The organism is Microvirga flavescens (assembly GCF_003290125.1).
Classification (GTDB): domain Bacteria; phylum Pseudomonadota; class Alphaproteobacteria; order Rhizobiales; family Beijerinckiaceae; genus Microvirga; species Microvirga flavescens.
In genome coordinates this window covers 279,643-304,008 of the sequence record NZ_QMKH01000004.1, presented here as the reverse complement: position 1 = coordinate 304,008, position 24,366 = coordinate 279,643, and the positions used below count along the sequence as shown (strand labels likewise).

Below are 24,366 nucleotides of genomic sequence, written 5' to 3'. Positions count from 1 at the left end.
CGAAAAGGAGCGGGGCGGACCTTGGCCCGCCCCGCTTCGAAAATCAGAACTTCTTGCCGCTTTCGAGCTGCGTCTTTGCGTCGGTGGCCTTGCGCGGCGGAGGGGTGAGGTCCGGAGTGGCGGTAGCGGCGCAGGCGGCGACCGAAAGGGCAAGGCCGACGGCAACGATGCGGGTGAGGTTCTTGATCATTCTCTTGGCTCCAAGGGGGCTTCGTGCGGAGTGCACGCGCTCTTCCTTATGCGAGTCGCAATGGGACTGAACCTGAGCAATATTGTGGCAATTTTTTCTTATCCTCCGAGTGTGATTTTTCGATGACACCAGCAGCCCGCATCTCCGCCACCATCGAGGTTCTCGGGGACATCGAAACCCGCCGCCGCCCGGCGAGCGACGCCTTGAAGGATTGGGGCCTGTCGCATCGTTTCGCCGGGTCGAAGGACCGCGCGGCCATTGCGAGCCTCGTCTACGACGCGCTGCGCCGCAAGGCCTCCGCCGCCTTCATCATGGGCGAGGGGACGCCGCGCGCCGTCGTGATCGGCATGCTGAAATTGCAGCGCGGGCTGAACGGGGATGCGATCTCCGCTCTGTTCTCGGGCGAGCGTTTCGCGCCGGAGCCGCTTTTCATTGAGGAGCGTGAGCGGCTTGCCACGGCCTCGCTCGCCGGCGCGCCGGCCCATGTCGCCGCGGATTTCCCCGAATGGATCGAACCCTCGCTCCAGCGCCTTTTGGGGGACGATCTCATTGCGGAAATGCAGGCGCTGACCGCGCGCGCGCCGCTGGATCTGCGCGTCAACACCCTGAAGGTTGCCTCCCGCGAGGAGGCGCACGATGCGCTGCCGCATCTTGGCGCCATCGAGACCCCGCATTCGCCCCTCGGCCTGCGCATTCAGCCGAGCGAGGACGGGCGCGGCCCCGCCGTTCAGTCCGAGCCGGAATTCCTGAAGGGCTGGATCGAGATTCAGGACGAGGGTTCGCAACTCGTCGCGCTGCTCTCGGGCGTGAAGCCCGGCGAACAGGTGGTCGATCTGTGCGCGGGCGGCGGCGGCAAGAGCCTCGCGCTCGCCGCGATGATGGAGAACCACGGCCAGATCTACGCCACCGACGCCGATGCTCGCCGCCTTGCGCCGATCCATGACCGGCTGGCGCGGGCGGGCGTGCGCAACGTTCAGGTCCGCACCCCGCGCGCGAAGGCCGATGCGGTGACGGATCTCGACGGCAAGATCGATTGCGTTCTGGTGGACGCGCCGTGCACGGGCGTCGGCACCTGGCGGCGCAACCCGGATGCCAAATGGCGTCTGCGTCCCGGCAGCCTCGAGGTGCGGGTGAAGGAGCAGGAGAGCGTTCTCAACCGCGCTGCCGAACTCGTGAAGCCGGGCGGGCGCATCGTCTACATCACCTGCTCCATTCTGCCAGAGGAGAACGACGAGGCCGTGGCTCGCATCCTTGCGGCCTCCGACAAGCTGGCGGTGCAGCCTGCCCGTGACGTTCTCGCGGCGGCGGGGCTGCCCCAGCTCGAGGCCTTTGTCCGCTTCACGGCCCACGGTCTTCAGCTGACCCCGCTGAAGACAGGAACCGACGCTTTTTATATTGCCGTGCTCAAACGGAGCCCATGAAACTCATGAGGGACCTTTCCTGAAAAACGTGTAGAAGACCCCCATCCGCCAGCCCTTGCACTCCTGACATTCGACCACGGAACCATGACCCAGACCCACGACAAGATCCTCATCGTCGATTTCGGCTCCCAGGTGACCCAGCTCATCGCGCGGCGCGTGCGCGAGGAGGGCGTCTATTCGGAGGTCGTGCCGTTCCAGAAGGCGGCGGAGGCGTTCAAGGCCATGAAGCCGAAGGGCGTGATCCTTTCCGGCGGGCCGGAATCGCTGACGCTGGAAACCTCGCCCCGCGCGCCGCAGGAGCTTTTTGCAGCGGGCGTGCCGGTCTTCGGCATCTGCTATGGTCAGCAGGCGATGGCGGCGCAGCTCGGCGGGCAGGTCGAGGGCGGGCACCATGCGGAATTCGGGCGCGCGGAAGTCGAGGTCATCAAGGAGAGCGCGCTCTTCAACGGCGTCTGGCACAAGGGCGAGAAGTATCCCGTGTGGATGAGCCACGGCGACCGGGTGACGAAGCTTCCCGAGGGGTTCGAGACGCTCGCCGTTTCCGCCAACGCGCCCTTCGCCGTGGTGGCCGATGAAGGCCGCAAGTTCTACGCCGTGCAGTTCCATCCCGAAGTGGTGCATACGCCGCAGGGCGCGCTTCTCATCCGCAACTTCGTCCGCGACATCGCCGGTTGCAAGGGCGACTGGACGATGAAGGCCTTCCGCGATGAGGCCATCGAGCGCATCCGCGCGCAGGTCGGCAAGGGGCGCGTGATCTGCGGCCTCTCCGGCGGCGTCGATTCAGCCGTCGCGGCGGTGCTGATCCATGAGGCCATCGGCGAGCAGCTCACCTGCGTCTTCGTCGATCACGGCCTGATGCGCGCGAGCGAGGCCGAGCAGGTCGTCACGCTCTTCCGCGACTCCTACAACATCCCGCTCGTGCATGTGGAAGCGGACGATCTCTTCCTTGGTGCGCTCGAGGGCGTGTCCGATCCGGAAGTGAAGCGCAAGACCATCGGCAAACTCTTCATCGACGTGTTTGAGGCGGAAGCGAAGAAGATCGGCGGCGCGGATTTCCTCGCGCAAGGCACGCTCTATCCGGACGTGATCGAGAGCGTTTCCTTCACCGGCGGCCCGTCTGTCACCATCAAGAGCCACCACAATGTGGGCGGGCTTCCTGAGCGCATGAACATGAAGCTCGTGGAGCCGTTGCGCGAACTCTTCAAGGACGAGGTGAGGGCGCTCGGGCGTGAGCTCGGCCTGCCGGAAGCCTTCGTCGGTCGTCACCCGTTCCCGGGCCCCGGCCTCGCCATCCGCGTCCCCGGCGAGATCACCCGCGAGAAGCTCGACATCCTGCGCAAGGCCGATGCGGTCTATCTCGATGAGATCCGCAAGGCTGGCCTCTACGACGACATCTGGCAGGCTTTCGCCGTGCTGCTGCCGGTGAAGACGGTGGGCGTCATGGGCGACGGCCGCACCTACGACCACGTCTGTGCGCTCCGCGCCGTAACCTCCGTCGACGGCATGACCGCCGATTTCTTCCCCTTCGACATGGCCTTCCTCGGCAAAGTCGCGACCCGCATCATCAACGAGGTCAAGGGCATCAACCGCGTGACCTACGACATCACGTCGAAGCCGCCGGGGACGATTGAGTGGGAGTGAGAATTTTTCGCGCGGGTCTGTCGAATTAGAGGCCGTGTCTCATAGTCCAGCGACCGAATAGCTCAAGTTCGCAGTAAATCGAATCCCCCAAATGCGAGCAATCATTGTTTGAGCAGTTCTTAATGCAAGCTGCGCCTCATTTGGGCCTGCAGTAAATGAATGATTATGGACGATTTTGTTTCTAAAACCTCTCACGGTGTCAATGTCCTGAAACTGTGCGTGGGGGAGGGCACCCCACAGCTCTAGAAGGTTAGAAATCAGGCTGATGGTGAAATCTCGTCCTGTAAGAAAATCTTTGCGCTCGCGGTTGATCCTTTTTTTACCTCCCGAGAAATCGATATTGAGGTCGTCAATGTGAATCTCCCAAAGGTGGTTCAATGCAGCCTCTGTGATAAACCACGACAGAACAATAGACGTTTCGTAATTGCCTTCTTTGTATTCACTTAAACTCTTAGCGAAAGACGAGAGTGTTCTCTCAAGTCCAGGTGCAGCGATAACCTTTGTAAAATCTGCAACTGCGTGTTTAATTACATCAAGCGAAATCACATGTCTCATCGCGATCCACGGGTCGTATTCGATGGGGATTTCTTTGCGGTAGCTTGATGAGAGCCGCCCCATTTGGAACACTGATGCGATGCTCTCCGTTGCGATACTCTCGCTAGTGCATTCACCGCTCTCGTACTGAACGCGAAACGCATCTCGGTTCGTGATTTCGTGTAAATTGAAATAGCCGAAATTCGAAATCTCAAAGGTCGAAGAATCAAGTAGCAAATAGAACGCATTCAAGAAGTCTAGATATCTGCCCCATGTCTTTGCCATTTTCTCTATTGGTATAGCTGCATCGGCTTCATTAGGAAGAGCTTGTTCCAGCGATTCGATCCGGATCATGATCCTTCCATCTCGACAAATTTTGATAGCGAAGTCTGAAGTTTTTCGCGAAAACACTTCTTCCACCATTTGGTCGTGAAACCAGCCTTCGCGGCTTTGGTTGGAAAAATCGACTTTGCTGCCAGCCCAGAAAGGCCTGGATGAGTAGAAAGCCGTGAACCGATCGATTGACATATGATCTCGTTTTGGGTTGGGCTATTTTTGAGGTTGTTGAAAAAATTGTGATTCAAAAGATAAGTTGAATCAATGGGATAAAAGCTCATTGATGAGTGATGGGGAATAAGCGATGGCCGCCTCTAAAGCACCCGCCACCCTCTACGGCATCAAGAACTGCGACACGATGAAGAAGGCGCGCGCCTGGCTCGATGCGAACGGCGTGGCTTACATGTTTCATGACTACAAGACGCAAGGCATCGACCGGGCGCGTCTTCAGGGATGGGCGCGTGCGGTTGGGTGGGAGACGTTGCTCAACCGCGCGGGGACGACCTTCCGCAAGTTGCCGGAGACCGACAGGGAAGGGCTTGATGAGGGCAAGACGCTCAAGCTGATGCTGGAGCAGCCCTCCATGATCAAGCGGCCTGTTCTCGAAGTTGGCGGGCGGCTGCTCGTCGGGTTCAAGCCGGAGCAGTATGAGGCTCTGCGTTAGAGCATGATCAGAACAAGTGGAAACCGGTTGTTCGTCCGAATCATGCGACCTTAAGAAGAATCAGACTTTGATCGGTTCAATTTGAAACGATCAAAGTCTAGTACGCGCGGATTTTGTCGATCCAGCTGGCGGCGGCGTCGAGGAGTTCGGCCATCACCTCGGCATCCTTCCGGCCCGTTTTGGCCGGAACATGGAAAGCGTGATCGGCTTCATCAAGCAGCTTAAGCGTCGCGCTGGAACCAAGGCGACTGATGGCGGGGCGCAACTGCTCGAGCTCGGCGAGCGCATCCCGCGTTCCTTGCAGGAAAAGCATCGGGACCTGCACATCGGATAAGTGCTCTGCGCGGTCATTCGCCGGCTTGCCTGCCGGATGCAGTGGAAACGCGAAGAACAGGAGGCCTCTTACGTTTGGCAGGGGCGCTATCGCCTGCGCCTGTGAGGTCATGCGGCCGCCGAACGATCTGCCGCCGGCAAACAACGGCAGCTCGGGCGCACACCGGATCGCCTCGGTAATCGCCGCGCGCACGGCGGCGTGGGCGACGTCGGGCCGGTCGGGGCGTTTCGATCCGCGTTCCATGTACGGGAACTGGTAGCGCAATGTTGCGACGCCACGGGCGGCGAGACCGTCGGCGAGCGCGCTCATGCCTTTGTGCGTCATGCCCGCGCCCGCGCCGTGCGCAAGGACGAGGCAAGCTCTCGCCTGAGGTGGGCGCTGCCACAAGCTGGAGACGCTTTGGCCGTCTCCGAGGGTAATCGTCACCGGCTCTGGCGTGTTCGTGCTCATGGCCCGCATCGTAGCGCCTCGGGAGAAATGCGTCTCTCCTGAAACGTCTCAGCCGCGCGTGAACAGGGTTTTGGGCTTGTCCTTGTAGGTCGTGCGCGTGAACTCGCGATATCCGCACTTTTCAGCAACCCGAAGGGAGGCCTCGTTCGCTGGGTCGATGATGCAGGCGGTGGGGCGGGGGCTGAAATGGGCGTCGCCCCAGGCGAGGGCGGCCTTAACGGCCTCGGTCGCGTAGCCTTTTCCGTGGGCGTGAGGCGCGATCACCCAGCCGATCTCCGGCGTGTCGTCCAGTGACGGCTCTATTTCGCGCATGAAGTTGGCGAAGCCAATCTCGCCGATGAAGCGGCCCGTTTCTCGCTCCTCCACCACCCAATAACCGAAACCGAGCAGAGCCCAATGGCCGACATAGCGCAACAGGCGCGCCCAGGCTTCCTCGCGGGTTGGCGCCTTGCCGCCAATGAAGCGGAAGACTTCCGGGCTGCGCCACATGGCGAAGCTGTCCGCGAAATCTTCGCGCCGGTGTCCTCGCAGGATCAGGCGTGGCGTCTCGACGGCGGGAATTGTGGGGACGTTGAGGTCTTGCATGAAGGGCTCGAGGAAAGGCGATGACGGAACAGCACTAGACCTTGAGATCGCATGATCCGGGCGAACAACCGGTTTCCACTTGTTCTGATCATGCTCTAACCCGAGCGCCGGAAAAGAAGAAGGGCGGACCTTGCGATCCGCCCCTCATTCGCCGTTCCGATTGGCTCCGCCGTTATTAGAATTTCGGCGGTTCGAGATTGATGGGAGGCAGGCCTCCGGGTCCACCAACCCCCGGCATCAGAAGCTCGTCGAGCTTCTTCTGCACGTCGGCCGGGGCGACCTGCGCGCCTGCGCCTTTGTAGTGCATCACGATCTGCGGGAAGAGGACCACAATGGCCACCATGATGAGCTGGATGCATACGAAGGGAATGGAGCCCCAGTAGATCTGGCCGGTGGTGATCGGCTCCGTGCGCTTGCCCGTCACGCGATCGATATAGGGCGCCTTGGGAGCCACCGAGCGCAGGAAGAACAGGGCGAACCCGAAGGGCGGGTGCATAAACGAGGTCTGCATGTTCACGCCGAGCATGACACCGAACCAGATCAGATCGATGCCAAGCTTCTCCGCAGGCGCAACGAGCAGCGGCACGATGATGAAAGCTAGCTCGAAGAAGTCGAGGAAGAAGGCGAGGAGAAATACCAGCACGTTGACGAAGATCAGGAAGCCGACGGGGCCGCCGGGCAGCGATGTCAACAGATGCTCGACCCAGATATGGCCGTTCACGCCGTAGAAGGTGAGCGAGAACACACGCGCGCCGATCAGGATGAACAGCACGAAGGCCGAGAGCTTCGCGGTCGCTTCCGTCGCCTGTTTCACCAGTTCGAAGTTGAAGCGCTTCGGATTGTTGTCGAGCTTGCGCTTGATAGCGGCGAGGATCACCGAGCCAAGCGCACCCATCGCGCCGCCTTCCGTCGGTGTCGCGACGCCGATGAAGATGGTGCCGAGAACGAGGAAGATGAGCAGCAGCGGCGGCACCATCACGAAGGTAACCTGCCGCGCCATGTTGGACATCAGACGTAAGCCGGTGAGGCGTTCGACAAGGCCGACGACGAACGCATAGAGCGCACCCGCCGCTACCATCTCCATGAGAAGGCCGAGGCCCGGCTGATCATGCTGCTTGAGCCAGTAATACGCACCGAGGAGGATCGCCGTCAGGATCGCCGAGGCGACGATGCGCTTCGCGCCGAGGAAGAGATCGAGCAGGGCGCAGATGAGGGCGACGACGGTTGCCACACAGATGGTGAGGATGACGAAATCTGCACCTGCCTTCGTGTCGGTCTGCGAGAGCACGTAATAGCCGACGAAACCTGAGAACAGCACCAGAATGCCGAGCTGCCACACACCGCGCGAACCATTGGGCTCCTTGAAGCCGATGGCTTCAGGCGGAAGGCCGGGAGTAGCCTTCGGGAAAAATATCGACACCAGGAAGATATAGACTGCATAGAGGCCTGCCAGGATGATGCCAGGCAGGAACGCGCCCTCATACATGTCGCCGACCGAGCGGCCGAGCTGGTCGGCCATGACGATGAGGACGAGCGAGGGCGGAATGATCTGCGCAAGCGTTCCCGAGGCGGCGATGACGCCCGAGGCGACGCGGCGGTCATAGCCGTAACGCATCATGATCGGCAGCGAGATCAGGCCCATTGAAATCACTGAAGCCGCGACAACGCCGGTGGTGGCGGCGAGCAGCGCGCCAACGAAGATCACCGCATAGGCGAGGCCGCCGCGCACGGGCCCGAAAAGCTGGCCGATGGTGTCGAGCAGGTCTTCCGCCATGCCCGACCGTTCCAGGATCAGCCCCATGAAGGTGAAGAATGGAATGGCCAGCAGCACCTCGTTCGACATGGTGCCATAGACACGCTCGGGCAGGGCTTGGAGGAGAGGCCACGAGAGCGTGATGGTCTGCGGCGCGAGGGGCGCGAGTTCGACGGCGATGAAGAAGAAGAGAAGCCCGTTCGCGGCAAGCGAGAATGCGACTGGGTAGCCGAGGAGAAGAAAGACCACGAGCGCCGCGAACATGATCGGCGCGAGGTTCTGGGCAATCAGGACAGCCATGGGGCGAATGCTCCGAGAAAAACAGGAATGGGCGCTGTGCGACTAGCGGATGCCGTCGCCCGGAGGTTCGCCGCCGGTGGAATGTTCGGGGTCGGCCAGCGTGCTCAAAAGACGCTCGGCCTCGGCCTCGGCGCTGTTGCCCTCGTCATGCTCGTCTTCCAGCTTGCCGGTCATGATGGCGATACGCTTGATGAGCTCGCTCAGCCACTGGAAGAACAAAAGGATGAACCCGGCGAGGATCAGCCCCTTTGCGGGCCAAATCGGAAGGCCGCCGGCATTCGAGGACACTTCGCCCGAAACGAAGGAGCGCTCGAAATAGGGGATCGACAGGTACGTCATCAGCGCGACGAAGGGGAACAGGAAGAAGATGAGCCCGAACAGGTCGATCCGGTCCCGCCCTCGCTTGGAGAGCATGCCGGACACGATGTCGATGCGGATGTGCTCATTCGCCTTCAGCGTCCAGGACGCGCAGAGCATGAAGACGGCGCCGAACAGGTACCATTGCGCCTCGAGCCAGGCGTTGGACGACACGCCGAAAATACGGCGGATGATGGCGTTGACGGCCGAAATGACGATGGCGACGACGATCGCCCAGGCGGCGACCTTGCCGATGCGAACGTTGATGGCGTCGATGGCTTGGGACAGTTTGAGAAGTGCTGTCACCGGGCTCCCCTTATTTTAATGGGTATTTGTCTAGCATTTCAGCCTAGCTACCCAACTTTGGAACCGTCCGCTAGAGCGGTATTCGATAAACGCCCCCCGACTTAAGGCGAGTATCCACGTTTAAAGATGTCGAACGCGCGCGTTGCCTTAAAATTACGCATCTTCTCGAGCGGTTGCCCAGCAATAAAATGGCGCACTCTTTCGCGAAACATGGGTTTTTATTCTGCAGAGGGCGCATTGTAACTGCCCGATAGGAATGGCATCCGGCACGCCCTCCCGCTATAGTCGCGCGCCTCTGTTTCGGAAGGGAATGAGACGTGACGCTTCTTGTCCTGGGTCTGGTCGTCTTTCTCGGCATACACGCCTTCACGATGGCGCGGGGCGCGCGTGCGCGCCTGATCGCGGCCATCGGCGAGGGGCCTTATAAGGGACTCTATTCGGTGGTGTCCCTAATCGGCCTGGCGCTGATCATCGTCGGCTTCGGGCAGTACCGGCAGGCGGGTTACATTCCCGTGTGGGAGCCGCCGGTTTGGACGCGTCATCTCGCGCTGCTTCTGGTCTGGATTGCCTTCATCTGTCTCGCCTCCGCGTATTTCCCCGGGCGGATCAAGGCTCGTTTGAAGCATCCGATGCTGGCCAGCGTAAAGATCTGGGCCTTCGCGCATCTTCTCGCCAATGGGGATCTCGGATCGATCCTCCTGTTCGGCTCGCTTCTGGCTTGGGCCGTGATCGCGCGCATCAGCGCCAAGAACCGCACCGATGTGGCGGCCCCGGTGGAGCCCCGCGGCTTCGGCAACGATGCTCTTGCCGTCGCCGTTGGAACGGTGGCTTATGTCGTCTTCGCCGTATGGCTGCACCCTTGGCTCATCGGCGTTCCTGTTCTGCCGTCTCTGCAAGGCTGAAGTTTCATGTCCGTCCAATCCGATATCCGCCGCCTGACGGCTCCTGACATTCGGGCACGAAAGGGCGGTGAGCCCATCGTGGTGCTGACCTCCTACCACGCCCACACGGCGCGGCTCATCGATCAGCACGCGGACGTCATCCTCGTCGGCGATTCCCTCGGCATGGTCATGCACGGCCTGGAATCGACCGTGCCGGTGACCCTCGACATGATGATCCTGCAGGGCCTTGCCGTGATGCGCGGTTCCAAGCGCGCGCTGGTGGTGATCGACCTGCCCTTCGGCTCCTTCGAGGAGAGCAAGGAGCAGGCCTTCCGCACGGCGGCTCGCGTGCTGAAGGAAACCGGCTGCGGCGCGATCAAGATGGAAGGCGGCGCGCGCATGGCGGAAACCGTGCGGTTTCTCTCCGAGCGCGGGGTGCCCGTCATGGCTCATGTCGGCCTCACGCCCCAGCACATCAACACGCTCGGCTCCTTCAAGGCGCAGGGCCGTGACCGGGCGGACTGGCCGGCGATTCTGGCCGATGCGAAAGCCGTGTCGGACGCGGGGGCCTTTTCGGTGGTCGTCGAAGCCGTGGCCGAGCCCTTGGGGCGCGAGATCACGCAATCCATCCCCATTCCCACCATCGGCATCGGCGCCTCGCCCGCCTGCGACGGCCAGGTCCTCGTTCTGGAGGACATGCTCGGCCTCTCGCCCTGGGTGCCCAAGTTCGTGAAACGCTATGGGGAGCTCGGCTCCCACATCGCCGACGCGGTCGAGGCTTACGCGAAGGATGTCCGCTCCCGCGCCTTTCCGGGGTCGGAGCATACTTATGCCGAGAAAAAGCCTAGAGCATGATCAGAACAAGTGGGTACCGGCTGTTCGCCAGGATCATGCGGCGACAAAAACCTGCGACCTGAACGGCCTGTCGGTTTCTGCCTCTCGCCTTCTCCGGGGGGCTGTGGTAGGCGACCTGTTCGTTTTTCTTGAAGGAGGCGGCTTTTCTGCCGCAAGGGTTGCATGGCGCCGAACGACGAATTCATCCGCGAGGTCGATGAGGAATTTCGCCGGGACCAGGTCGCGCAGATCTGGAAACGCTACAACGGCGTCATCATCGGCATTGCCGTCCTCGTCGTCGCGGCTGTCGGCGGCTGGCGCTATTGGGAGCACTCCCAGGAGCAGCGTGCCCAGGCCGCCGCCGAGCGCTATGAAGAGGCGCTCAAGCTGGGCCGCGAGGACAAGGCGAAGGAATCCGAATCTACCTTCGAGGCTCTCATCAAGGAAGGCGAGGGCGGCTATGCGCTTCTCGCCCGCTTCCGCCTCGCTTCCGAACTCGGCAAGCAGAACCCGGAAAATGGCGCCGGCGCCTATGACGCGCTCGCGAACGATGCCAAGATTCCCGCGCTCTGGCAGGATCTGGCGCGCCTGCGCAGCGCATGGCTGCGCATCGACACCGCCGAGCCGGCGAAGATCCGCCCGGCGCTCGAGCGCATTGCCGCTCCGAGCAATGCCTGGCGGCACTCGGCCCGCGAGCTTCTCGGCCTGTCTGGCCTGAAGGCGGGTGACATGGATTATGCCGGCCGCTGGTTCGACCAGATCGCCGCCGACCGCGAAACGCCGCAGGCTCTGCGCCAGCGGCTTGAGATCTACACGGCGCTCGTGGCAGGCGGCCCCGTTACGGCAACGCAGTAAAATAGGGGCGGGACATGACGCCAACCGTCGCCATCGTCGGGCGGCCGAATGTCGGCAAATCGACACTCTTCAACCGCCTCGTCGGCAAGAAGCTTGCGCTGGTCGATGACCGTCCCGGCGTGACCCGCGACCGCCGCGAGGGCGATGCGCGCCTCGGCGATCTCGAATTCCGCATCATCGACACGGCAGGTCTCGAAGAGGCGGAGGAATCCTCGCTCCTCGGGCGCATGCGCGCGCAGACTGAAGCCGCCATCGGCGATGCCGACGTGCTGCTCTTCGTCGTCGACGCCCGCGTCGGCATTCTGCCCGCCGACCGTCCTTTCGCTGAAATGGTCCGCCGCTCCGGCAAGCCCGTGATCCTCATTGCCAACAAGGCAGAGGGCGGGGCAGGCATGGCGGGGGCCTATGAGGCCTTCTCCCTCGGTCTCGGCGATCCCGTGCCGCTCTCCGCCGAACATGGCGAAGGCTTCTCGGATTTGTTCGAGGCCCTGATGCCTCACTTCCCACATCCGGATGATGTGGTGGAGGAAGAGGACCATGCGGGCAAGCCTCTGCAGGTCGCCATCGTCGGGCGTCCGAATGCGGGCAAGTCCACCCTCATCAACCAGATGCTTGGGCAGGAGCGCCTGCTCACGGGGCCGGAGGCCGGCATCACGCGCGATTCCATCTCCCTCGATTGGGAATGGCGCGGCAAGCCGGTGAAGCTGTTCGACACGGCGGGCCTGCGCAAGCGCGCCCGCGTCGAGGACAAGCTTGAAAAGCTCTCCGTTGCGGACGCCCTGCGCGCCGTGCGTTTCGCGGAAGTGGTGATCGTGCTCCTTGATGCGACGATCCCGTTCGAGAAGCAGGACCTCTCCATCGTCGATCTGATCGAGCAGGAAGGCCGCGCCCTCGTGATCGGCCTCAATAAGTGGGATCTCGTGGCCGACCAGCCGGGCCTGTTGAAGGATCTCAAGGAAAAGGCGCACCGCCTGCTGCCGCAAGTGAAGGGCGCGCCGGTCGTGCCGCTGTCCGGCCTTGCCGGCACGGGCATCGATCCGCTCATGAAGGCGGTGATGCAGGTCTACGAGACCTGGAACAAGCGCGTTTCCACCGCGCGTATCAATCAATGGCTGAGCGAGGCGCTCGAAGCGAACCCGCCGCCGGCGGTCTCGGGCCGCCGCATCAAGATCCGCTACATGACGCAGATCAAGTCCCGCCCGCCGACCTTCGCCCTGTTCGGCAACCAGCTCGACGCGCTGCCGAAGAGCTACTCGCGCTACCTCGTCAACAGCCTGCGCGAGTCCTTCGAACTCCCCGGCGTGCCGATCCGCATGCTGCTGCGTATGGGCAAGAACCCGTTCGACAAGGGGCGGAAGTAGGAGCTGGTCGCAGAGACTATCGTGGCCCTTGCCTAAACATCGTTACACATTGCAATAGTCCATCCAACGTTTCACCCAAAGGGGACTGAGCAAGATGGAAGGGCTTTTGAAGCTGCTACGGTGGTTCGATCCGCGTGGGCGCATGTCCCGCAACGCGTATCTGAGACTGGTCCTGCGGCTGGTGGTTCTCTCCGCCGCCACGATGGTGGCCGGTATCTGGCTCGCGACGATGGGTATCCGCTTCGCAGGATACATCGCCGTTCTTGCAATCGCCCTCGTGTGGCTTTCAAGCTTGGCGCAATTCGTCCGTCGCCTCCATGACAGGAACCTGTCCGGATGGTGGCTCGTGCCTTCCGGCCTCTTCACGATCTTCAGCTATGCCGCCGAGGCGCTTCTGCGGCATTACCCGATCACGACCGCGTGCGTCATGCTGATCGGTCTGGTATTTCAATTGTGGCTGATGATTGAAACGCTCTTCCGCCGCGGCACGACGGGCCCGAACCGCTATGGCCCCGATCCCCGCGATCCTGTTGGGATCACCGATGAAGGGCAGGGGGAGCTGGCGAGCCCCGAGGCCGCGTGAGAGCGGCCCGGGATCACGGGGCGACAAGGTGGTTTTTCGCGAAACGATCCCGGATCGCCTGCGGCGTCCGGGATGACGTGCACTCTTTAAACCGGCAATTGCGGCGTGAGCAGCTTTCCGCCGTTCGGGAAGTCGTAGATCTTGCCGCTTTCGTTCCAGCTCGGCGAAGCGAGCTTGAGGATGTGCGGCGCGAGATCGTCCGGCGTCTTCAGGATCGAGGGATCTTCGCCCGGCATCGCCTTGGCGCGCATGTTGGTGCGCAAGGGGCCGGGGCTGAGGAGCATGGTCTTGATGTTGGTCTGCACCGTCTCGGCGGCGTAGGTCCGCACGAGCGCTTCGAGGGCGGCCTTCGAGATGGAGTAGACGCCCCAATAGGCCGTGCATTTATGCGCTGCGCCGGAGGTGAGGAAGATCGCGCGGCCCGCATCCGACGCGCGCAGGAGCGGATCGAGCGAACGGAGCAGGCGGTAATTCGCCGTCACGTTCACCGTCATCACTTCGTCCCAGACGGGCTGGTCGATATGGGTGATAGGGGAAATCTCGCCGAGCACGCCCGCGTTGCCGAGAAGAATATCGAGCTTGCCCCAGCGCTCGTAGATCGACCCGCCGAGACGGTCGAGAGCGTCGAGGTCCTTCAGGTTCACCGGAACGAGGGTCGCGGAGCTGCCCTTGGCGCGGATCTCGTCATCGAGCGCTTCGAGAGCGCCTTGCGTGCGGGCGAGCGCGATGATGTGCGCGCCGGCTTCAGCAAGTGCGAGCGCCGCCGCGCGGCCGATGCCGCGCGAGGCGCCGGTGACGACCGCGATGCGGCCCGAGAGAGGCTTGGTCATGTGAAATCAGTCGGCTTCGGCGAGAAGAGAGATCCGGCGCGGGGTTGCCACCGCAAGATCGGTGAGGGGGGTCGGATAATCGCCCGTGAAGCAATGATCCGTGAATTGCGGCTGCTGCGGATTGCGGCCCTTCTCGCCCATCGCCCTGTAGATACCCTCGATGGAGAGGAAGGCGAGCGTGTCGGCACCGATATAGGCGCGCATCTGCTCGAGATCATGGGTCGCGGCGAGGAGCTTTTCCTTCTCCGGCGTGTCGATGCCGTAGAAATCGGGATGCGTGATCGGCGGGCTCGCGATGCGGAAGTGAACTTCCTTCGCGCCTGCTTCACGCATCATGCGCACGATCTTCACCGAGGTCGTGCCACGCACGAGGCTGTCGTCCACCAGCACGATCCGCTTACCCTCGATGGCCGCGCGGTTCGCGGAGTGCTTCATGCGCACGCCGAGTTCACGCACGGACTGCGTGGGTTGGATGAAGGTGCGGCCCACATAGTGGTTGCGGATGATGCCGAGTTCATAAGGAAGGCCGGAGGTCTGCGCGAAGCCGAGAGCCGCGGGCACGCCCGAATCCGGCACCGGGATCACCACGTCCGCCTCAACAGGGGATTCCATCGCCAGCTCGCGGCCCATGTTCTTGCGAGCCAGATAGACGTTGCGGCCGTTCACCACCGAGTCCGGACGGGCGAAGTAGATGTATTCGAAGATGCAGGGACGGGCGGGCTGCTCCGGGGCGAAGCGGAAGGATTCGATGCCCTCGTCCGAGATCACGACGATTTCGCCGTTCTCGACATCGCGCACGAAGCGCGCGCCGATAATGTCGAGCGCGCAGGTCTCGGAGGTGAGGATGTAGCGGCCATCCAGCTCGCCGATCACCAGCGGGCGGATGCCGAACGGATCGCGCGCGCCGATCAGCTTCTTGTTGGTGAGGGCGACGAGGGAATAGGCTCCCTCGATCTGCTGGATCGCTTCCACGAAGCGGTCAATGAAGGGATGGCGGCGGCTGCGCGCGACGAGGTGGACGATCACCTCCGTGTCGGTGGTGGACTGGCAGATCGCGCCGTCGCGGATGAGGTTGCGCCGAAGGGTCAAGCCGTTCGTCAGGTTGCCGTTATGGGCGACCGCGAAGCCGCCGCTGTCGAGCTCGGCGAAGAGGGGCTGCACGTTGCGCAGGATCGTCTCGCCGGTCGTCGAGTAGCGCACATGGCCGATAGCGGAGGTGCCTTCGAGGCGCTCGATCACCGCCCGGTCAGAGAAACCGTCGCCCACGAGGCCGAGCTTACGCTCGAGATGGAAGACGTGTCCGTCGAAGGAGACGATGCCCGCCGCCTCCTGGCCCCGGTGTTGGAGGGCGTGCAGGCCGAGCGCCGTGATCGCCGCAGCATCAGGGTGTCCGTGGATGCCGAAGACGCCGCATTCCTCGTGCAAAGTGTCGCCATCGAGATCGAGGTCCACTTTTTGCGGTTCGATCTGCCACGTCTCCGAACGTCCAGACATCATCTTTTCCTTGGAATGCGCGCGCAATCTTGCGGAGCGAATGCCTTATTTAAGGGGCCTTGGGCGTAACGCCAATGCTCTTTCCTGTCGCGCATTTCACATATGCGACAGGTCATGGGCTCAGATCTTTTTCTGCGGCGCGGGCTGCGCCGGGGCGGGCGCGGCACGCTGCGGATCGGGCTCGGCGGGCTCAGCCGGCTCGCCCTCGGGCTTCGCCTTCTGCCGCAGCTGCTGCAGCAGCCCCTCCGGGTTGTCCGGCAAAAGGGCGATAAGGTCGTTGCCGGTCTTTTCCAGCATGGGGCGAGCGCGGGACGTCAGTGCCCATTCGGGGTTCTTGCCCTGCAGCAGCCAGCCCATGAACAGCCAGCCGATCACGCAGATCAGGAAGCCGCGCGCCGCTCCGAAGAAGAAGCCGAGGGTGCGGTCCAGCGCGCCGATGCGCGAATCGAGGATGAGATCGGAGATCTTCACCGTCACGATGGAGACGATGATCAGCGTTACCACGAAGATCACGCCGATGGCGGCGACCAGGGCCACAGTGTTGTTATGAATATATTGCTGCGCCTTCGGCACGGCGAGCGGGTGCAGGAACCACGCGGCGGCCGCCGCCGCCACCCAGGCCAGGATCGCCAGAACCTCGCGTGTGAAGCCGCGAACGGCAGCCAGGAGCGCCGAGATCACCACGACACCGATGACGACGAGGTCCAGGACAGAAAAGGGCATGAGCCAAGCCTAAAACAGGAAACAGGGATGGGGGCCGCAAGGGCGGTTCAAGGCGTCGGCTGTATAACTGCAAGAATGGCTTTCGTCACCCTTCGCATGGGAAAAAGCTTGGGCACGGAGGCGTAAAGGCAAGCCGTCCGGGCCTTAGGTTGGGCGGCGAGGGCGGCCCAGCTTTGTCGCGAAGCAGAAAAAGGCCCCGGTCGGTTCCCGCCGAGGCCTTTCGATGAATTGGTCGTCTGCTCTTAGATGAACAGGAAATCGTCGGCGCTGATCTTGGTGCCGGGCTTCAGCTTGAGGATCTCGATCCCCTTCTTGCCGCCTGCGCCGTCGACATCGAGGTAAACGAAGCCGTTCTTCTTATTGTAGTAGACGAAGTCGTTGCTGTCCTTGGCGTGGTCGCCAATGGTGAAGAACTTCTTCTCCAGCTTGCCCTTCTTGAAGACCTTGTCGAGGCCGAAGGAGTGCTTCTTCTCGTGGCCCTTGAACGAACCGTGATCCTCGGAGCCGACATCCTTCTTGGACACCTTGACCTTGAAGGACTTCAGGGCCGAGAGGTTGAACTGGAGCGTGTCGTCCGCCGAGTTGAAATCCTTGATATGATCGAAATGGCCCTTCTTGACGGGGGTATCGAACACGAAGGTGTCCTTGCCAGCGCCGCCGGTGAGGATGTCCTTGCCGAGGCCGCCGTTGATGACGTCGTCGCCGCCCTTGCCGTCGATCTTGTCGTTGCCTGCAAGACCGTTGATGGCGTCGGCGAGGTCCGAACCGACGAGCCTGTCGTTGCGGTTCGTGCCGGTGACGTTTTCGAGTGCGTCCGCCACGTTGAGGGTGAGCTGCTTCACGTAGGACAGGCCGTCAGCGTCAGCCACCTTGACCCAAACGTTGTACGAGCCAACCTTAGCCTGATCCGGCACAGCCTTGAGCTTGATCTTGCTGCCGGCGATCTCGAAGAGGTCGCTCGTCGCGGCTGTCGTGCCCGTTTCGTCGGTCACGAGGGAGTAGGTGAGAACGTCATCCGCGTCCTGATCCACGCCGGTCAGAGACGCGACTTCCGTGCCGATGGCGCTGTCCTCAGCGACCGAGCCGCCGGTGAGGGTGATGTCCGTCGGGGCTTCGTTCACGTCGGTGAGGGAGATCGTGAGGGTCTGGGGGCTGACGGGCGTTTTACCGCCGGACGTTGCGGTGCTTGCCGCTGTGATCGAAACGGCGATCAGGCTCAGCGTCTCGAAATCGAGCACAGCGCCTTCCTTCACGAGCAGCTTATCGCCTTCGATGTAGAAAAGATTGCTGTTCGTCGCAAAGGTAAAGGTCTCGCCGTCCTTGCCGCCGGTGACGCTCAGAGAGCCGACAACGATATCTTTGTCAGAGTTCTCTTCAACAGTGCTGGCAGAAAGCACAATGGTTGCAGCCATATTCGTTTCCCCTAAGAGGCCTATGGTCCCCAGCGGTTAGCCCCCGCCGTACCGAAATGGGTACCCCGAAAGGGGTAGCGGCACAATCGACATAGGGTTGCACTGTTGCAAAAGCCGCTTGGCGCAATGCCTTACTGTTTATGCCCGGCGCCGGTTGGGGCTGCGGGAGGCGATGCCCGCCACGAGGTCCGTAATATGCCCGATGGAGGCAGCCGCGAGGGGGAGGCGCTCCGGATTGGCTTGCTCGATGCGTGGGGCAGGGGCGACCGCGCCGGAGAAGCCGAGCTTTGCCGCTTCCTTCAACCGGGACTGTGCCTGGGCGACGGGCCGGATCGCCCCCGAGAGGCCGAGTTCGCCGAAATAGACCGTGTCGGAAGGCAGTGACGCGCCGGAGAGCGAGGAAACCAGCGCCGCCGCTGCAGCGAGATCCGCCGCTGGTTCCGTGATGCGAAGACCACCTGCCACGTTGAGATAGACATCGTGCATGCCGAGCTTGAGGCCGCCATGCGCTTCGAGCACAGCGAGCACCATCGACAGGCGGCTCGGGTCCCACCCCACCACCGCGCGGCGAGGGGTGCCAAGCGACGAGGGGGCGACGAGGGCCTGGATCTCCACCAGCAGCGGGCGGGTGCCCTCCATTCCGGCAAAAACGGCAGTTCCCGGTGTCGCGAGATCGCGCCCGGCCAGGAACAGCTCGGACGGGTTCGATACTTCGCGCAGGCCGATATCCGACATCTCGAACACGCCGATTTCGTCGGTGGGGCCGAAGCGGTTCTTCACGGCGCGCAGAATGCGGAAATGGTGGCCGGTATCGCCTTCGAAGGAAACGACGGCATCCACCATGTGCTCCACGACGCGCGGCCCGGCGATCTGCCCGTCCTTCGTCACGTGGCCGACGAGGATCACCGCCGTGCCGATGGTCTTGGCGAAGCGGATCAGCGCCTGCGCGCTGCCGCGCACCTGCGTCACGGTTCCGGGCGCGGATTCCACCGTCTCGGTCCACATGGTCTGGATCGAGTCGATGATGGCGAGCGCGGGTGGTTGCCCTTGTGTCAGCGTGGCGATGATGTCTTCGACATTGGTCTCGGCAGCCAGTTCGACGGGAGCCTGCCCGAGGCCGAGACGCTCGGCTCTCAGCCGCACCTGCGCCACCGCCTCTTCGCCCGAGATGTAGGCGACGCGGTGTCCCTTGTTGGCGAGGGCGGCGGAGGCCTGCATGAGGAGGGTCGATTTGCCGATGCCGGGATCGCCACCGAGCAGGATCACCGAGCCGTGCACGAAGCCGCCGCCGGTGACCCGGTCGAGTTCGGCGATGCCCGAGGGCGTGCGCGGAGCTTCCTTGGTCTCGCCGGAAAGCCCTTCCAGCGGGAAGATCCTGCCCTTGGCGCGGGTGGGGCGGGTGGCTACGGGGCCGACCATCGGGTTCGAGGAACCCGTTTCCTCGACGATGGTGTTCCACCCGCCGCAGGCCTCGCACTTGCCTTTCCAGCGGTTATAGACCGCGCCGCAGCTCTGGCAGGCGAAAGACGGCTGGCGCTTCGCCATCAGCGCGGGCCCCCACGGTAGTGACGCGCATAGCGCCGCCCGAGACTGGTGAGGATTTCGTAGCCGATGGTGCCCGCGCGGCGGCCCACTTCATCGATGGTCAGGTTCGTGCCGATCAGGGTGACGATGTCGCCACGATGAATCTCATGCTCCGGCACGTCGGTGACGTCGATGATGATGAGATCCATCGAAACCCGGCCCACGAATGGGCAGCGCCTACCCGCGACGATGGCGATGCCCGCATCGCCCACATTGGTGTTGGTGCTGCCAGCGGAACGCGGATAGCCGTCCGCGTAGCCGACGGAGATGGTGGCGAGGCGGCGGCGGCTCGGGGCGGTCCACGCGGCGTTGTAGCCGGCGGTCTCGCCCGCGAGCGCATAACGAAGCTGGATCACGCGCGCGTCCAGGTGCGCGACAGGCTTCATCGGGTTGGACAGGTGCGGCGTCGGGTTGCCGCCGTAGAGCGCATAGCCGGGGCGAGCGAGTTCGAAGGCCTGCATCCCTTTCAGGAAGGTTCCGGATGAGTTGGCCAGCGAGCAGGGAATGCCGGGCATCGCGCCGCGCAGCGCCGTGAAGGCCGCGATCTGACGGGCGTTGATCTGGTTCTCCGGCTCCTCCGCGCTGACGAGGTGGCTCATCAGGAGCGCGAGATCGAAATCCTTGATGCGGGCGTCATTGCTCAGCGAGAGCCCTTCGACGAGGGGCAGGCCGAGCCGGTGCATGCCCGTATCGACATGGATCGCGGCGGGAAGGCGCGCGCCTTGCGAACGGCAGAACGCCGCCCATTCCTCGATCTCTTCCAGCGAGCCCAGAACGGGGCGGATGTCGTGATTGGCGTAGGTCGGGCCGGTGCCGTGCGGAAAGCCGTTGAGCACGTAGATCGTCGCCTCGGTCGCGACGGCGCGCACGCGCTTGGCCTCGGACAGGTGCGCCACGAAGAAGACGCGGCAGCCCGCATCAAGCAGGGCCGGGACGGTCTTCTCGATGCCGGTGCCGTAAGCGTCCGCCTTGACGACGGCGGCGGTGTCTGTGCCCGCCCGCTCGCGCAAGGTTCGCCAGTTCGCGGCGATGGCGTCGAGATCGATGGTGAGGACGGCGCCCGCTTCGGCGTCGGGAATGAGACCTGTCTGTGAGCCCTGCATGATGTCGCTCAATCGCCAATGCGCTCCGGCAGCTTGTCCTCGTCGGCGAGGTTCGTGAAGCGAGTGATATCAGCTTGGAACGCCAATTGCACGGTTCCCGTGGGACCGTGACGCTGCTTGCCGATGATGACCTCGGCCTTGCCGTGGACCTGGTCCATCTCCGCCTGCCACTTGAAGTATTCCTCGGTGCCGGGCTTCGGCTCCTTGTTCTTCAGGTAGTACTCTTCGCGGTAGACGAACATGACCACGTCGGCGTCCTGCTCGATGGAGCCCGATTCACGAAGATCGGAGAGTTGCGGGCGCTTGTCGTCGCGCGATTCCACCTGACGCGAGAGCTGGGAGAGCGCGACGATCGGAACCGCGAGTTCCTTGGCGAGCGCCTTCAGGCCCGTGGTGATTTCGGTCAACTCCTGCACGCGGTTCTCGCCCTTCTTGGCCGAGGCGGAGAGAAGCTGCAGGTAGTCGACCACTAGAATATCGAGGCCGCGCTGACGCTTGAGGCGGCGCGCGCGCGCGGCAAGCTGCGCGATGGAGATGCCGCCGGTCTGGTCGATGTAGAAGGGGATCGACTGCATTTCCCGGGCGGCTTCGGTGATCTTGTAGAAATCGTCCTCGCGCATGTCGCCGCGGCGGATCTTGTAGGACGCGACGCCCGATTGCTCGGCGATGATACGGGTCGCCAATTGCTCCGCCGACATTTCGAGGGAGAAGAAGCCGACGATGCCGCCGTTGACGGTCTTCACCGTGCCGTCCGGCTGCTTCTCGCCCTGGTAGGCCTTGGCGATGTTGAAGGCGATGTTGGTCGCAAGCGAGGTCTTACCCATCGCGGGACGGCCGGCGAGGATCACAAGATCGGACGATTGCAGGCCGCCGAGGGTGCGGTCCATGTCGATCAGGCCGGTGGAAATGCCCGACAGCTTGCCTTCGCGCTTGTAGGCGGCGGCGGCCATGTCGATGGCATCCGTCAGCGCATCCGAAAACCGCTGGAAGCCACCGTCATAGCGGCCTGTCTCGGCCAATTCGTAGAGACGCCGCTCCGCTTCCTCGATCTGATCGCGCGGAGAGGTTTCGACCGGGGCGTCATAGGCGACGTTCACGAGATCTTCGCCGATGCCGATGAGGTTGCGGCGGATGGCGAGGTCGTAGATCGTCCGGCCATAATCCTCGGCATTGATGACGGTCGTCGCTTCCGCCGCCAGGCGCGCGAGATATTGCGAGACGGTGACGCCGCCGAGATCCTGATCGCCCAGAAAGGTCTTGAGGGTGATCGGCGTTGCGACCTTGCCCGCCTTGATGAGGCTCGTCGCGACCTCATAGACCCGGCGGTGCAGGTCCTCCATGAAATGCGCGGCCTCCAGGAAGTCGGAGACCCGATAATAGGCGTCGTTGTTGACGAGGACGGCGCCGAGAAGAGCCTGCTCCGCATCGATGTTGCTCGGCGCGGCCCGATATTGCGGCTCGGACGTTTCGAGACGGGCAATCAGGGCATTGGCGGTGGCCATCAGGCGCTCCGGAAACAGAGGGAGAAGGTGTGAGCTCTCCTTAAGACAGGACGGCGATTCGGTGGTGGCTCAAGGACCACAGAAGGAAATTCCCATTCATTCGCGCCGACCTTTCCTCACTGTCCCTCTTATTCACACCGCCGACATTTTGGCGGCGAAGGAACTTGACACCAGGTCGCTTCTAAGACCCGCGCTGCGGTTGTGGCACCGGGCCGCTGAACTTCCGGTGGCGGCCTTGCCGTCAGGGCGAATCGCGGGAAGGCATTGTGAACAAAATAGGAACGCAAGGCAAGCGGGCGCGTGCGGCGGTAGAGAAAGGAACCAGGCCAGGAAAACAACACGCCGCCCATCGGAAACCGATGAGCGGCGTGTTTGTCGAAGAAGCGGGGCCGAAACCCCGGTCCTGCAAGTATTAAAGTTCCACGTCGCCGGCGTCGGCGAGAGCGGCGCCGACCTCGAGGCCGAGGTCGTCGAGGTTGGTTTCTTCGCGGGTGGTGACGCTCTCACCGCGCGCCTGACGCTCCGCTTCCTCGGGGCTGCGGGCGATGTTGATCGTCACCTCGACCTCGACCTCCGGGTGGAGGTGAACCGGCACGGTGTGCAGGCCGAGGGTCTTGATCGGCTGGTTAAGCACGAACTGGTTGCGGGCCACCGAGAAGCCGCCCTGCGTGACGATCTCGGCGAGGTCGCGGGTCGAAACCGAACCGTAGAGCACGCCCGTCTCGCCGGACTGGCGGATGATGATGAAGCTCTGGCCGTTCAGCTTCTCGCCGACGGCAGCGGCTTCCTTCTTGCGCTCGAGGTTGCGGGCCTCGAGCTGGGCGCGCTGAGCCTCGAAGTGCTCCTTGTTGGCCTTGGTGGCGCGCAGAGCCTTGCCGCGGGGCAGAAGGAAGTTACGGGCATAGCCGTCACGGACCTTAACGGTCTCGCCCATCTGGCCGAGCTTGGCGACGCGTTCGAGAAGGATCACTTCCATGGGGTTTCTCCTTGTGAGCTGTGATCAGGTTGAAGGGGTTCCGGGGAGGTTCGGCTGCCCGCCGGCGCCGGAGCGACGACGAAGCTGGAACACCGAATCCACGATGCCGAAGAGGGACAGGGCCACCATCAGGATGCCCTGCGTGACAAAAACGAGCAGGTAAAGCCCGATCAGGATCGCGACGCGGCCCGCCTTGCCGCGCGTGCGGTCATGAATGGCGGCGAGGCCTTGCAGCGCGAACGCGGTGAAAAAGGCTCCCGCCAGCGCAAAGCCGAAGACGCCGACAAAGTTCTCGAAAGTCGCCAATCCAAGGCCGAGGACAAGCGCAAGCGCGCTCGCGCGCGGCATCGCCAGTTCGGGGATCGGTGGCCAGGAGCGGGGAAGCCGCCCGGAATACGAGACGATCTTGGCGGCGGTCCAGAGATAGAGCGCCAGCACCGTCGTGAAGCCCTGAGCCGAGAGGAAGGGCGTGAAGGAGGCGAGGGCGTCGATGAGGTCGCCGCGTGTTTCCGCTTCCAGCGCTCGGGGGCCGGTGAATTGCATGTCGACGAAGGCTTGCGCGACCTCGCGGGCGTTTGCCTGAAACGCCTCATAGGTTCCGGCCGAGATGATGCCGGCGGCGACGACCGTCAGCGTGGCGGTTCCGGCGATCCAGGCCAGAAGCCGCCCGACCGGATACCATTCCATGACGCCGTTCGCACCGGCGCGCCCGAGCAGGGCGAGATAGGAAAGCCACCAGGCGGGCAGGGCAGTCACGAGAACGAAGCCGAGGCCGCTCATCGGCGACAAGAGAAGCGCGATCGCAGCGCCGCCGACCGCGCCTGCTACGAGGCCGGCACGATGATCCCAACCGAGGGAGACGATCAGAACGGGAATGGGAGCAAGAATGTACAGGAAGAAGGCGAGCGCCGTCGCTTTCACGACCACCGCCATCAGAAGCGCCGAGACGAGGCCCGCGCCAATTCCTGTCACAACAAAATTCATCGGTCTTGCTGTCCCGCTGCTCTTTGCAGGGTTAGGGGCCTTTGCCCCAGCAGACCCGGAGGATTTTCACCGCCGGGCGAGATGTAGGGAACGGGGCCACCGGAGCGGCCCCGTGGAATTCTTAACGGATCACGTAGGGCAGCAGGCCCATGAAGCGGGCGCGCTTGATCGCCTGGGCGAGTTCACGCTGCTTCTTGGCCGAAACGGCCGTGATGCGCGAGGGCACGATCTTGCCGCGCTCGGAGATGTAGCGCGAAAGGAGCTTCGTGTCCTTGTAGTCGATCTTCGGAGCGTTGGGGCCCGAGAACGGGCAGGTCTTACGCCGACGGAAGAACGGACGACGGCCACCGCCGCCACCAGCACCGAATGCCAT

24 protein-coding genes are annotated in these 24,366 nt (G+C 63.1%); 8 read left to right on the top strand and 16 right to left on the bottom strand.

Going from position 1 to position 24,366, the window contains the following annotated elements; genetic code table 11:
* Positions 1-43: 43 nt before the first annotated feature.
* Positions 44-190, bottom strand: coding sequence for a hypothetical protein (locus DQW91_RS16875; protein ID WP_198411840.1), 147 nt, complete (start codon positions 188-190; stop codon positions 44-46).
* Between the two features lie 122 nt (positions 191-312).
* Here DQW91_RS16875 and DQW91_RS10730 point away from each other — a divergent pair, with 122 nt between their 5' ends.
* Both DQW91_RS10730 and guaA read left to right on the top strand, forming a co-directional pair.
* Positions 313-1,611: an RsmB/NOP family class I SAM-dependent RNA methyltransferase gene (locus tag DQW91_RS10730; protein WP_112663628.1), complete on the top strand. Its 1,299-nt coding sequence runs from the start codon at positions 313-315 to the stop codon at positions 1,609-1,611.
* 84 nt (positions 1,612-1,695) lie between these two features.
* Positions 1,696-3,252, top strand: a complete 1,557-nt coding sequence (guaA, locus tag DQW91_RS10725; protein WP_112663627.1) for a glutamine-hydrolyzing GMP synthase — start codon at positions 1,696-1,698, stop codon at positions 3,250-3,252.
* Positions 3,253-3,291: 39 nt separating this feature from the next.
* On the opposite strand, the gene DQW91_RS10720 is transcribed toward guaA, so the two are convergent.
* Positions 3,292-4,314 (bottom strand): hypothetical protein, encoded by a 1,023-nt coding sequence (locus tag DQW91_RS10720; RefSeq protein WP_112663626.1) that lies wholly within the window; start codon positions 4,312-4,314, stop codon positions 3,292-3,294.
* A gap of 112 nt (positions 4,315-4,426) precedes the next feature.
* Here DQW91_RS10720 and DQW91_RS10715 point away from each other — a divergent pair, with 112 nt between their 5' ends.
* Positions 4,427-4,786 carry an ArsC family reductase gene (locus DQW91_RS10715; RefSeq protein WP_112663625.1) on the top strand — a complete coding sequence of 120 codons (360 nt, stop codon included), beginning with the start codon at positions 4,427-4,429 and terminating at the stop codon, positions 4,784-4,786.
* A gap of 97 nt (positions 4,787-4,883) precedes the next feature.
* Here DQW91_RS10715 and DQW91_RS10710 read toward each other — a convergent pair whose 3' ends face one another.
* The 4 genes from DQW91_RS10710 to DQW91_RS10695 all read right to left on the bottom strand — a co-directional run bounded on the left by DQW91_RS10710 (position 4,884) and on the right by DQW91_RS10695 (position 8,871).
* Entirely contained in the window at positions 4,884-5,570 is a 687-nt protein-coding gene (locus DQW91_RS10710; protein WP_112663624.1) for an alpha/beta hydrolase family protein, read from the bottom strand.
* A gap of 48 nt (positions 5,571-5,618) precedes the next feature.
* Complete coding sequence (locus DQW91_RS10705; protein WP_112663623.1) at positions 5,619-6,155, bottom strand: GNAT family N-acetyltransferase; 537 nt, start codon at positions 6,153-6,155, stop codon at positions 5,619-5,621.
* 175 nt (positions 6,156-6,330) lie between these two features.
* Positions 6,331-8,208 (bottom strand): TRAP transporter large permease, encoded by a 1,878-nt coding sequence (locus DQW91_RS10700; protein WP_112663622.1) that lies wholly within the window; start codon positions 8,206-8,208, stop codon positions 6,331-6,333.
* 42 nt (positions 8,209-8,250) lie between these two features.
* A complete protein-coding gene (locus tag DQW91_RS10695; protein WP_112663621.1) occupies positions 8,251-8,871 on the bottom strand; it encodes a TRAP transporter small permease subunit in 621 nt (206 codons plus the stop codon).
* A gap of 317 nt (positions 8,872-9,188) precedes the next feature.
* Between DQW91_RS10695 and DQW91_RS10690 the strand changes: the two genes are divergently transcribed.
* The 5 genes from DQW91_RS10690 (at position 9,189) to DQW91_RS10670 (ending at position 13,385) form a co-directional block, all read left to right on the top strand.
* A complete protein-coding gene (locus DQW91_RS10690; RefSeq protein ID WP_112663620.1) occupies positions 9,189-9,773 on the top strand; it encodes an NnrU family protein in 585 nt (194 codons plus the stop codon).
* 6 nt (positions 9,774-9,779) lie between these two features.
* A complete protein-coding gene (gene panB, locus DQW91_RS10685; protein ID WP_112663619.1) occupies positions 9,780-10,607 on the top strand; it encodes a 3-methyl-2-oxobutanoate hydroxymethyltransferase in 828 nt (275 codons plus the stop codon).
* A 162-nt stretch (positions 10,608-10,769) separates the two neighbouring features.
* A complete protein-coding gene (locus DQW91_RS10680; protein ID WP_112663618.1) occupies positions 10,770-11,441 on the top strand; it encodes a tetratricopeptide repeat protein in 672 nt (223 codons plus the stop codon).
* A gap of 14 nt (positions 11,442-11,455) precedes the next feature.
* The gene (gene der, locus DQW91_RS10675; protein WP_112663617.1) at positions 11,456-12,802 is read left to right on the top strand and encodes a ribosome biogenesis GTPase Der; all 1,347 of its coding nucleotides are present in this window, start codon (positions 11,456-11,458) and stop codon (positions 12,800-12,802) included.
* 94 nt (positions 12,803-12,896) lie between these two features.
* Entirely contained in the window at positions 12,897-13,385 is a 489-nt protein-coding gene (locus DQW91_RS10670; RefSeq protein ID WP_112663616.1) for a DUF805 domain-containing protein, read from the top strand.
* A gap of 86 nt (positions 13,386-13,471) precedes the next feature.
* Here the strand turns inward: DQW91_RS10670 and DQW91_RS10665 are convergent, their stop codons facing one another.
* From DQW91_RS10665 to rpsR, 10 genes are all read right to left on the bottom strand, one after another.
* On the bottom strand, positions 13,472-14,215 hold the full coding sequence (locus tag DQW91_RS10665) for an SDR family NAD(P)-dependent oxidoreductase (protein WP_112663615.1): 744 nt from the start codon (positions 14,213-14,215) through the stop codon (positions 13,472-13,474).
* A 6-nt stretch (positions 14,216-14,221) separates the two neighbouring features.
* A complete protein-coding gene (purF, locus tag DQW91_RS10660; protein ID WP_112663669.1) occupies positions 14,222-15,709 on the bottom strand; it encodes an amidophosphoribosyltransferase in 1,488 nt (495 codons plus the stop codon).
* A 120-nt stretch (positions 15,710-15,829) separates the two neighbouring features.
* A complete protein-coding gene (locus tag DQW91_RS10655; RefSeq protein WP_112663614.1) occupies positions 15,830-16,432 on the bottom strand; it encodes a CvpA family protein in 603 nt (200 codons plus the stop codon).
* A 242-nt stretch (positions 16,433-16,674) separates the two neighbouring features.
* Positions 16,675-17,844, bottom strand: coding sequence for a calcium-binding protein (locus tag DQW91_RS17220; RefSeq protein ID WP_112663613.1), 1,170 nt, complete (start codon positions 17,842-17,844; stop codon positions 16,675-16,677).
* Between the two features lie 138 nt (positions 17,845-17,982).
* On the bottom strand, positions 17,983-19,389 hold the full coding sequence (gene radA / locus DQW91_RS10645; RefSeq protein ID WP_112663612.1) for a DNA repair protein RadA: 1,407 nt from the start codon (positions 19,387-19,389) through the stop codon (positions 17,983-17,985).
* The gene (gene alr, locus DQW91_RS10640) at positions 19,389-20,531 is read right to left on the bottom strand and encodes an alanine racemase (protein WP_112663668.1); all 1,143 of its coding nucleotides are present in this window, start codon (positions 20,529-20,531) and stop codon (positions 19,389-19,391) included. Before alr ends, radA begins: the two co-directional genes overlap by 1 nt.
* Before the next feature lie 8 nt (positions 20,532-20,539).
* On the bottom strand, positions 20,540-22,033 hold the full coding sequence (locus tag DQW91_RS10635) for a replicative DNA helicase (protein WP_112663611.1): 1,494 nt from the start codon (positions 22,031-22,033) through the stop codon (positions 20,540-20,542).
* Between the two features lie 412 nt (positions 22,034-22,445).
* On the bottom strand, positions 22,446-23,009 hold the full coding sequence (rplI, locus tag DQW91_RS10630) for a 50S ribosomal protein L9 (RefSeq protein WP_112663610.1): 564 nt from the start codon (positions 23,007-23,009) through the stop codon (positions 22,446-22,448).
* A 24-nt stretch (positions 23,010-23,033) separates the two neighbouring features.
* Entirely contained in the window at positions 23,034-23,993 is a 960-nt protein-coding gene (locus tag DQW91_RS10625; protein ID WP_112663609.1) for a DUF2232 domain-containing protein, read from the bottom strand.
* Positions 23,994-24,114: 121 nt separating this feature from the next.
* Positions 24,115-24,366 carry a 30S ribosomal protein S18 gene (rpsR, locus tag DQW91_RS10620; RefSeq protein WP_112663608.1) on the bottom strand — a complete coding sequence of 84 codons (252 nt, stop codon included), beginning with the start codon at positions 24,364-24,366 and terminating at the stop codon, positions 24,115-24,117.

Excerpts from the sequence above, each read along its gene's own strand:
- DQW91_RS16875 (WP_198411840.1), bottom strand. The coding sequence starts at position 190 with ATGATCAAGAACCTCACCCGCATCGTTGCCGTCGGCCTTGCCCTTTCG.
- DQW91_RS10730 (WP_112663628.1), top strand. The coding sequence starts at position 313 with ATGACACCAGCAGCCCGCATCTCCGCCACCATCGAGGTTCTCGGGGAC.
- guaA (WP_112663627.1), top strand. The coding sequence starts at position 1,696 with ATGACCCAGACCCACGACAAGATCCTCATCGTCGATTTCGGCTCCCAG.
- DQW91_RS10720 (WP_112663626.1), bottom strand. The coding sequence starts at position 4,314 with ATGTCAATCGATCGGTTCACGGCTTTCTACTCATCCAGGCCTTTCTGG.
- DQW91_RS10715 (WP_112663625.1), top strand. The coding sequence starts at position 4,427 with ATGGCCGCCTCTAAAGCACCCGCCACCCTCTACGGCATCAAGAACTGC.
- DQW91_RS10710 (WP_112663624.1), bottom strand. The coding sequence starts at position 5,570 with ATGAGCACGAACACGCCAGAGCCGGTGACGATTACCCTCGGAGACGGC.
- DQW91_RS10705 (WP_112663623.1), bottom strand. The coding sequence starts at position 6,155 with ATGCAAGACCTCAACGTCCCCACAATTCCCGCCGTCGAGACGCCACGC.
- DQW91_RS10700 (WP_112663622.1), bottom strand. The coding sequence starts at position 8,208 with ATGGCTGTCCTGATTGCCCAGAACCTCGCGCCGATCATGTTCGCGGCG.
- panB (WP_112663619.1), top strand. The coding sequence starts at position 9,780 with ATGTCCGTCCAATCCGATATCCGCCGCCTGACGGCTCCTGACATTCGG.
- DQW91_RS10680 (WP_112663618.1), top strand. The coding sequence starts at position 10,770 with ATGGCGCCGAACGACGAATTCATCCGCGAGGTCGATGAGGAATTTCGC.
- der (WP_112663617.1), top strand. The coding sequence starts at position 11,456 with ATGACGCCAACCGTCGCCATCGTCGGGCGGCCGAATGTCGGCAAATCG.
- DQW91_RS10670 (WP_112663616.1), top strand. The coding sequence starts at position 12,897 with ATGGAAGGGCTTTTGAAGCTGCTACGGTGGTTCGATCCGCGTGGGCGC.
- DQW91_RS10665 (WP_112663615.1), bottom strand. The coding sequence starts at position 14,215 with ATGACCAAGCCTCTCTCGGGCCGCATCGCGGTCGTCACCGGCGCCTCG.
- purF (WP_112663669.1), bottom strand. The coding sequence starts at position 15,709 with ATGTCTGGACGTTCGGAGACGTGGCAGATCGAACCGCAAAAAGTGGAC.
- DQW91_RS10655 (WP_112663614.1), bottom strand. The coding sequence starts at position 16,432 with ATGCCCTTTTCTGTCCTGGACCTCGTCGTCATCGGTGTCGTGGTGATC.
- DQW91_RS17220 (WP_112663613.1), bottom strand. The coding sequence starts at position 17,844 with ATGGCTGCAACCATTGTGCTTTCTGCCAGCACTGTTGAAGAGAACTCT.
- radA (WP_112663612.1), bottom strand. The coding sequence starts at position 19,389 with ATGGCGAAGCGCCAGCCGTCTTTCGCCTGCCAGAGCTGCGGCGCGGTC.
- alr (WP_112663668.1), bottom strand. The coding sequence starts at position 20,531 with ATGCAGGGCTCACAGACAGGTCTCATTCCCGACGCCGAAGCGGGCGCC.
- DQW91_RS10635 (WP_112663611.1), bottom strand. The coding sequence starts at position 22,033 with ATGGCCACCGCCAATGCCCTGATTGCCCGTCTCGAAACGTCCGAGCCG.
- rplI (WP_112663610.1), bottom strand. The coding sequence starts at position 23,009 with ATGGAAGTGATCCTTCTCGAACGCGTCGCCAAGCTCGGCCAGATGGGC.
- DQW91_RS10625 (WP_112663609.1), bottom strand. The coding sequence starts at position 23,993 with ATGAATTTTGTTGTGACAGGAATTGGCGCGGGCCTCGTCTCGGCGCTT.
- rpsR (WP_112663608.1), bottom strand. The coding sequence starts at position 24,366 with ATGGCATTCGGTGCTGGTGGCGGCGGTGGCCGTCGTCCGTTCTTCCGT.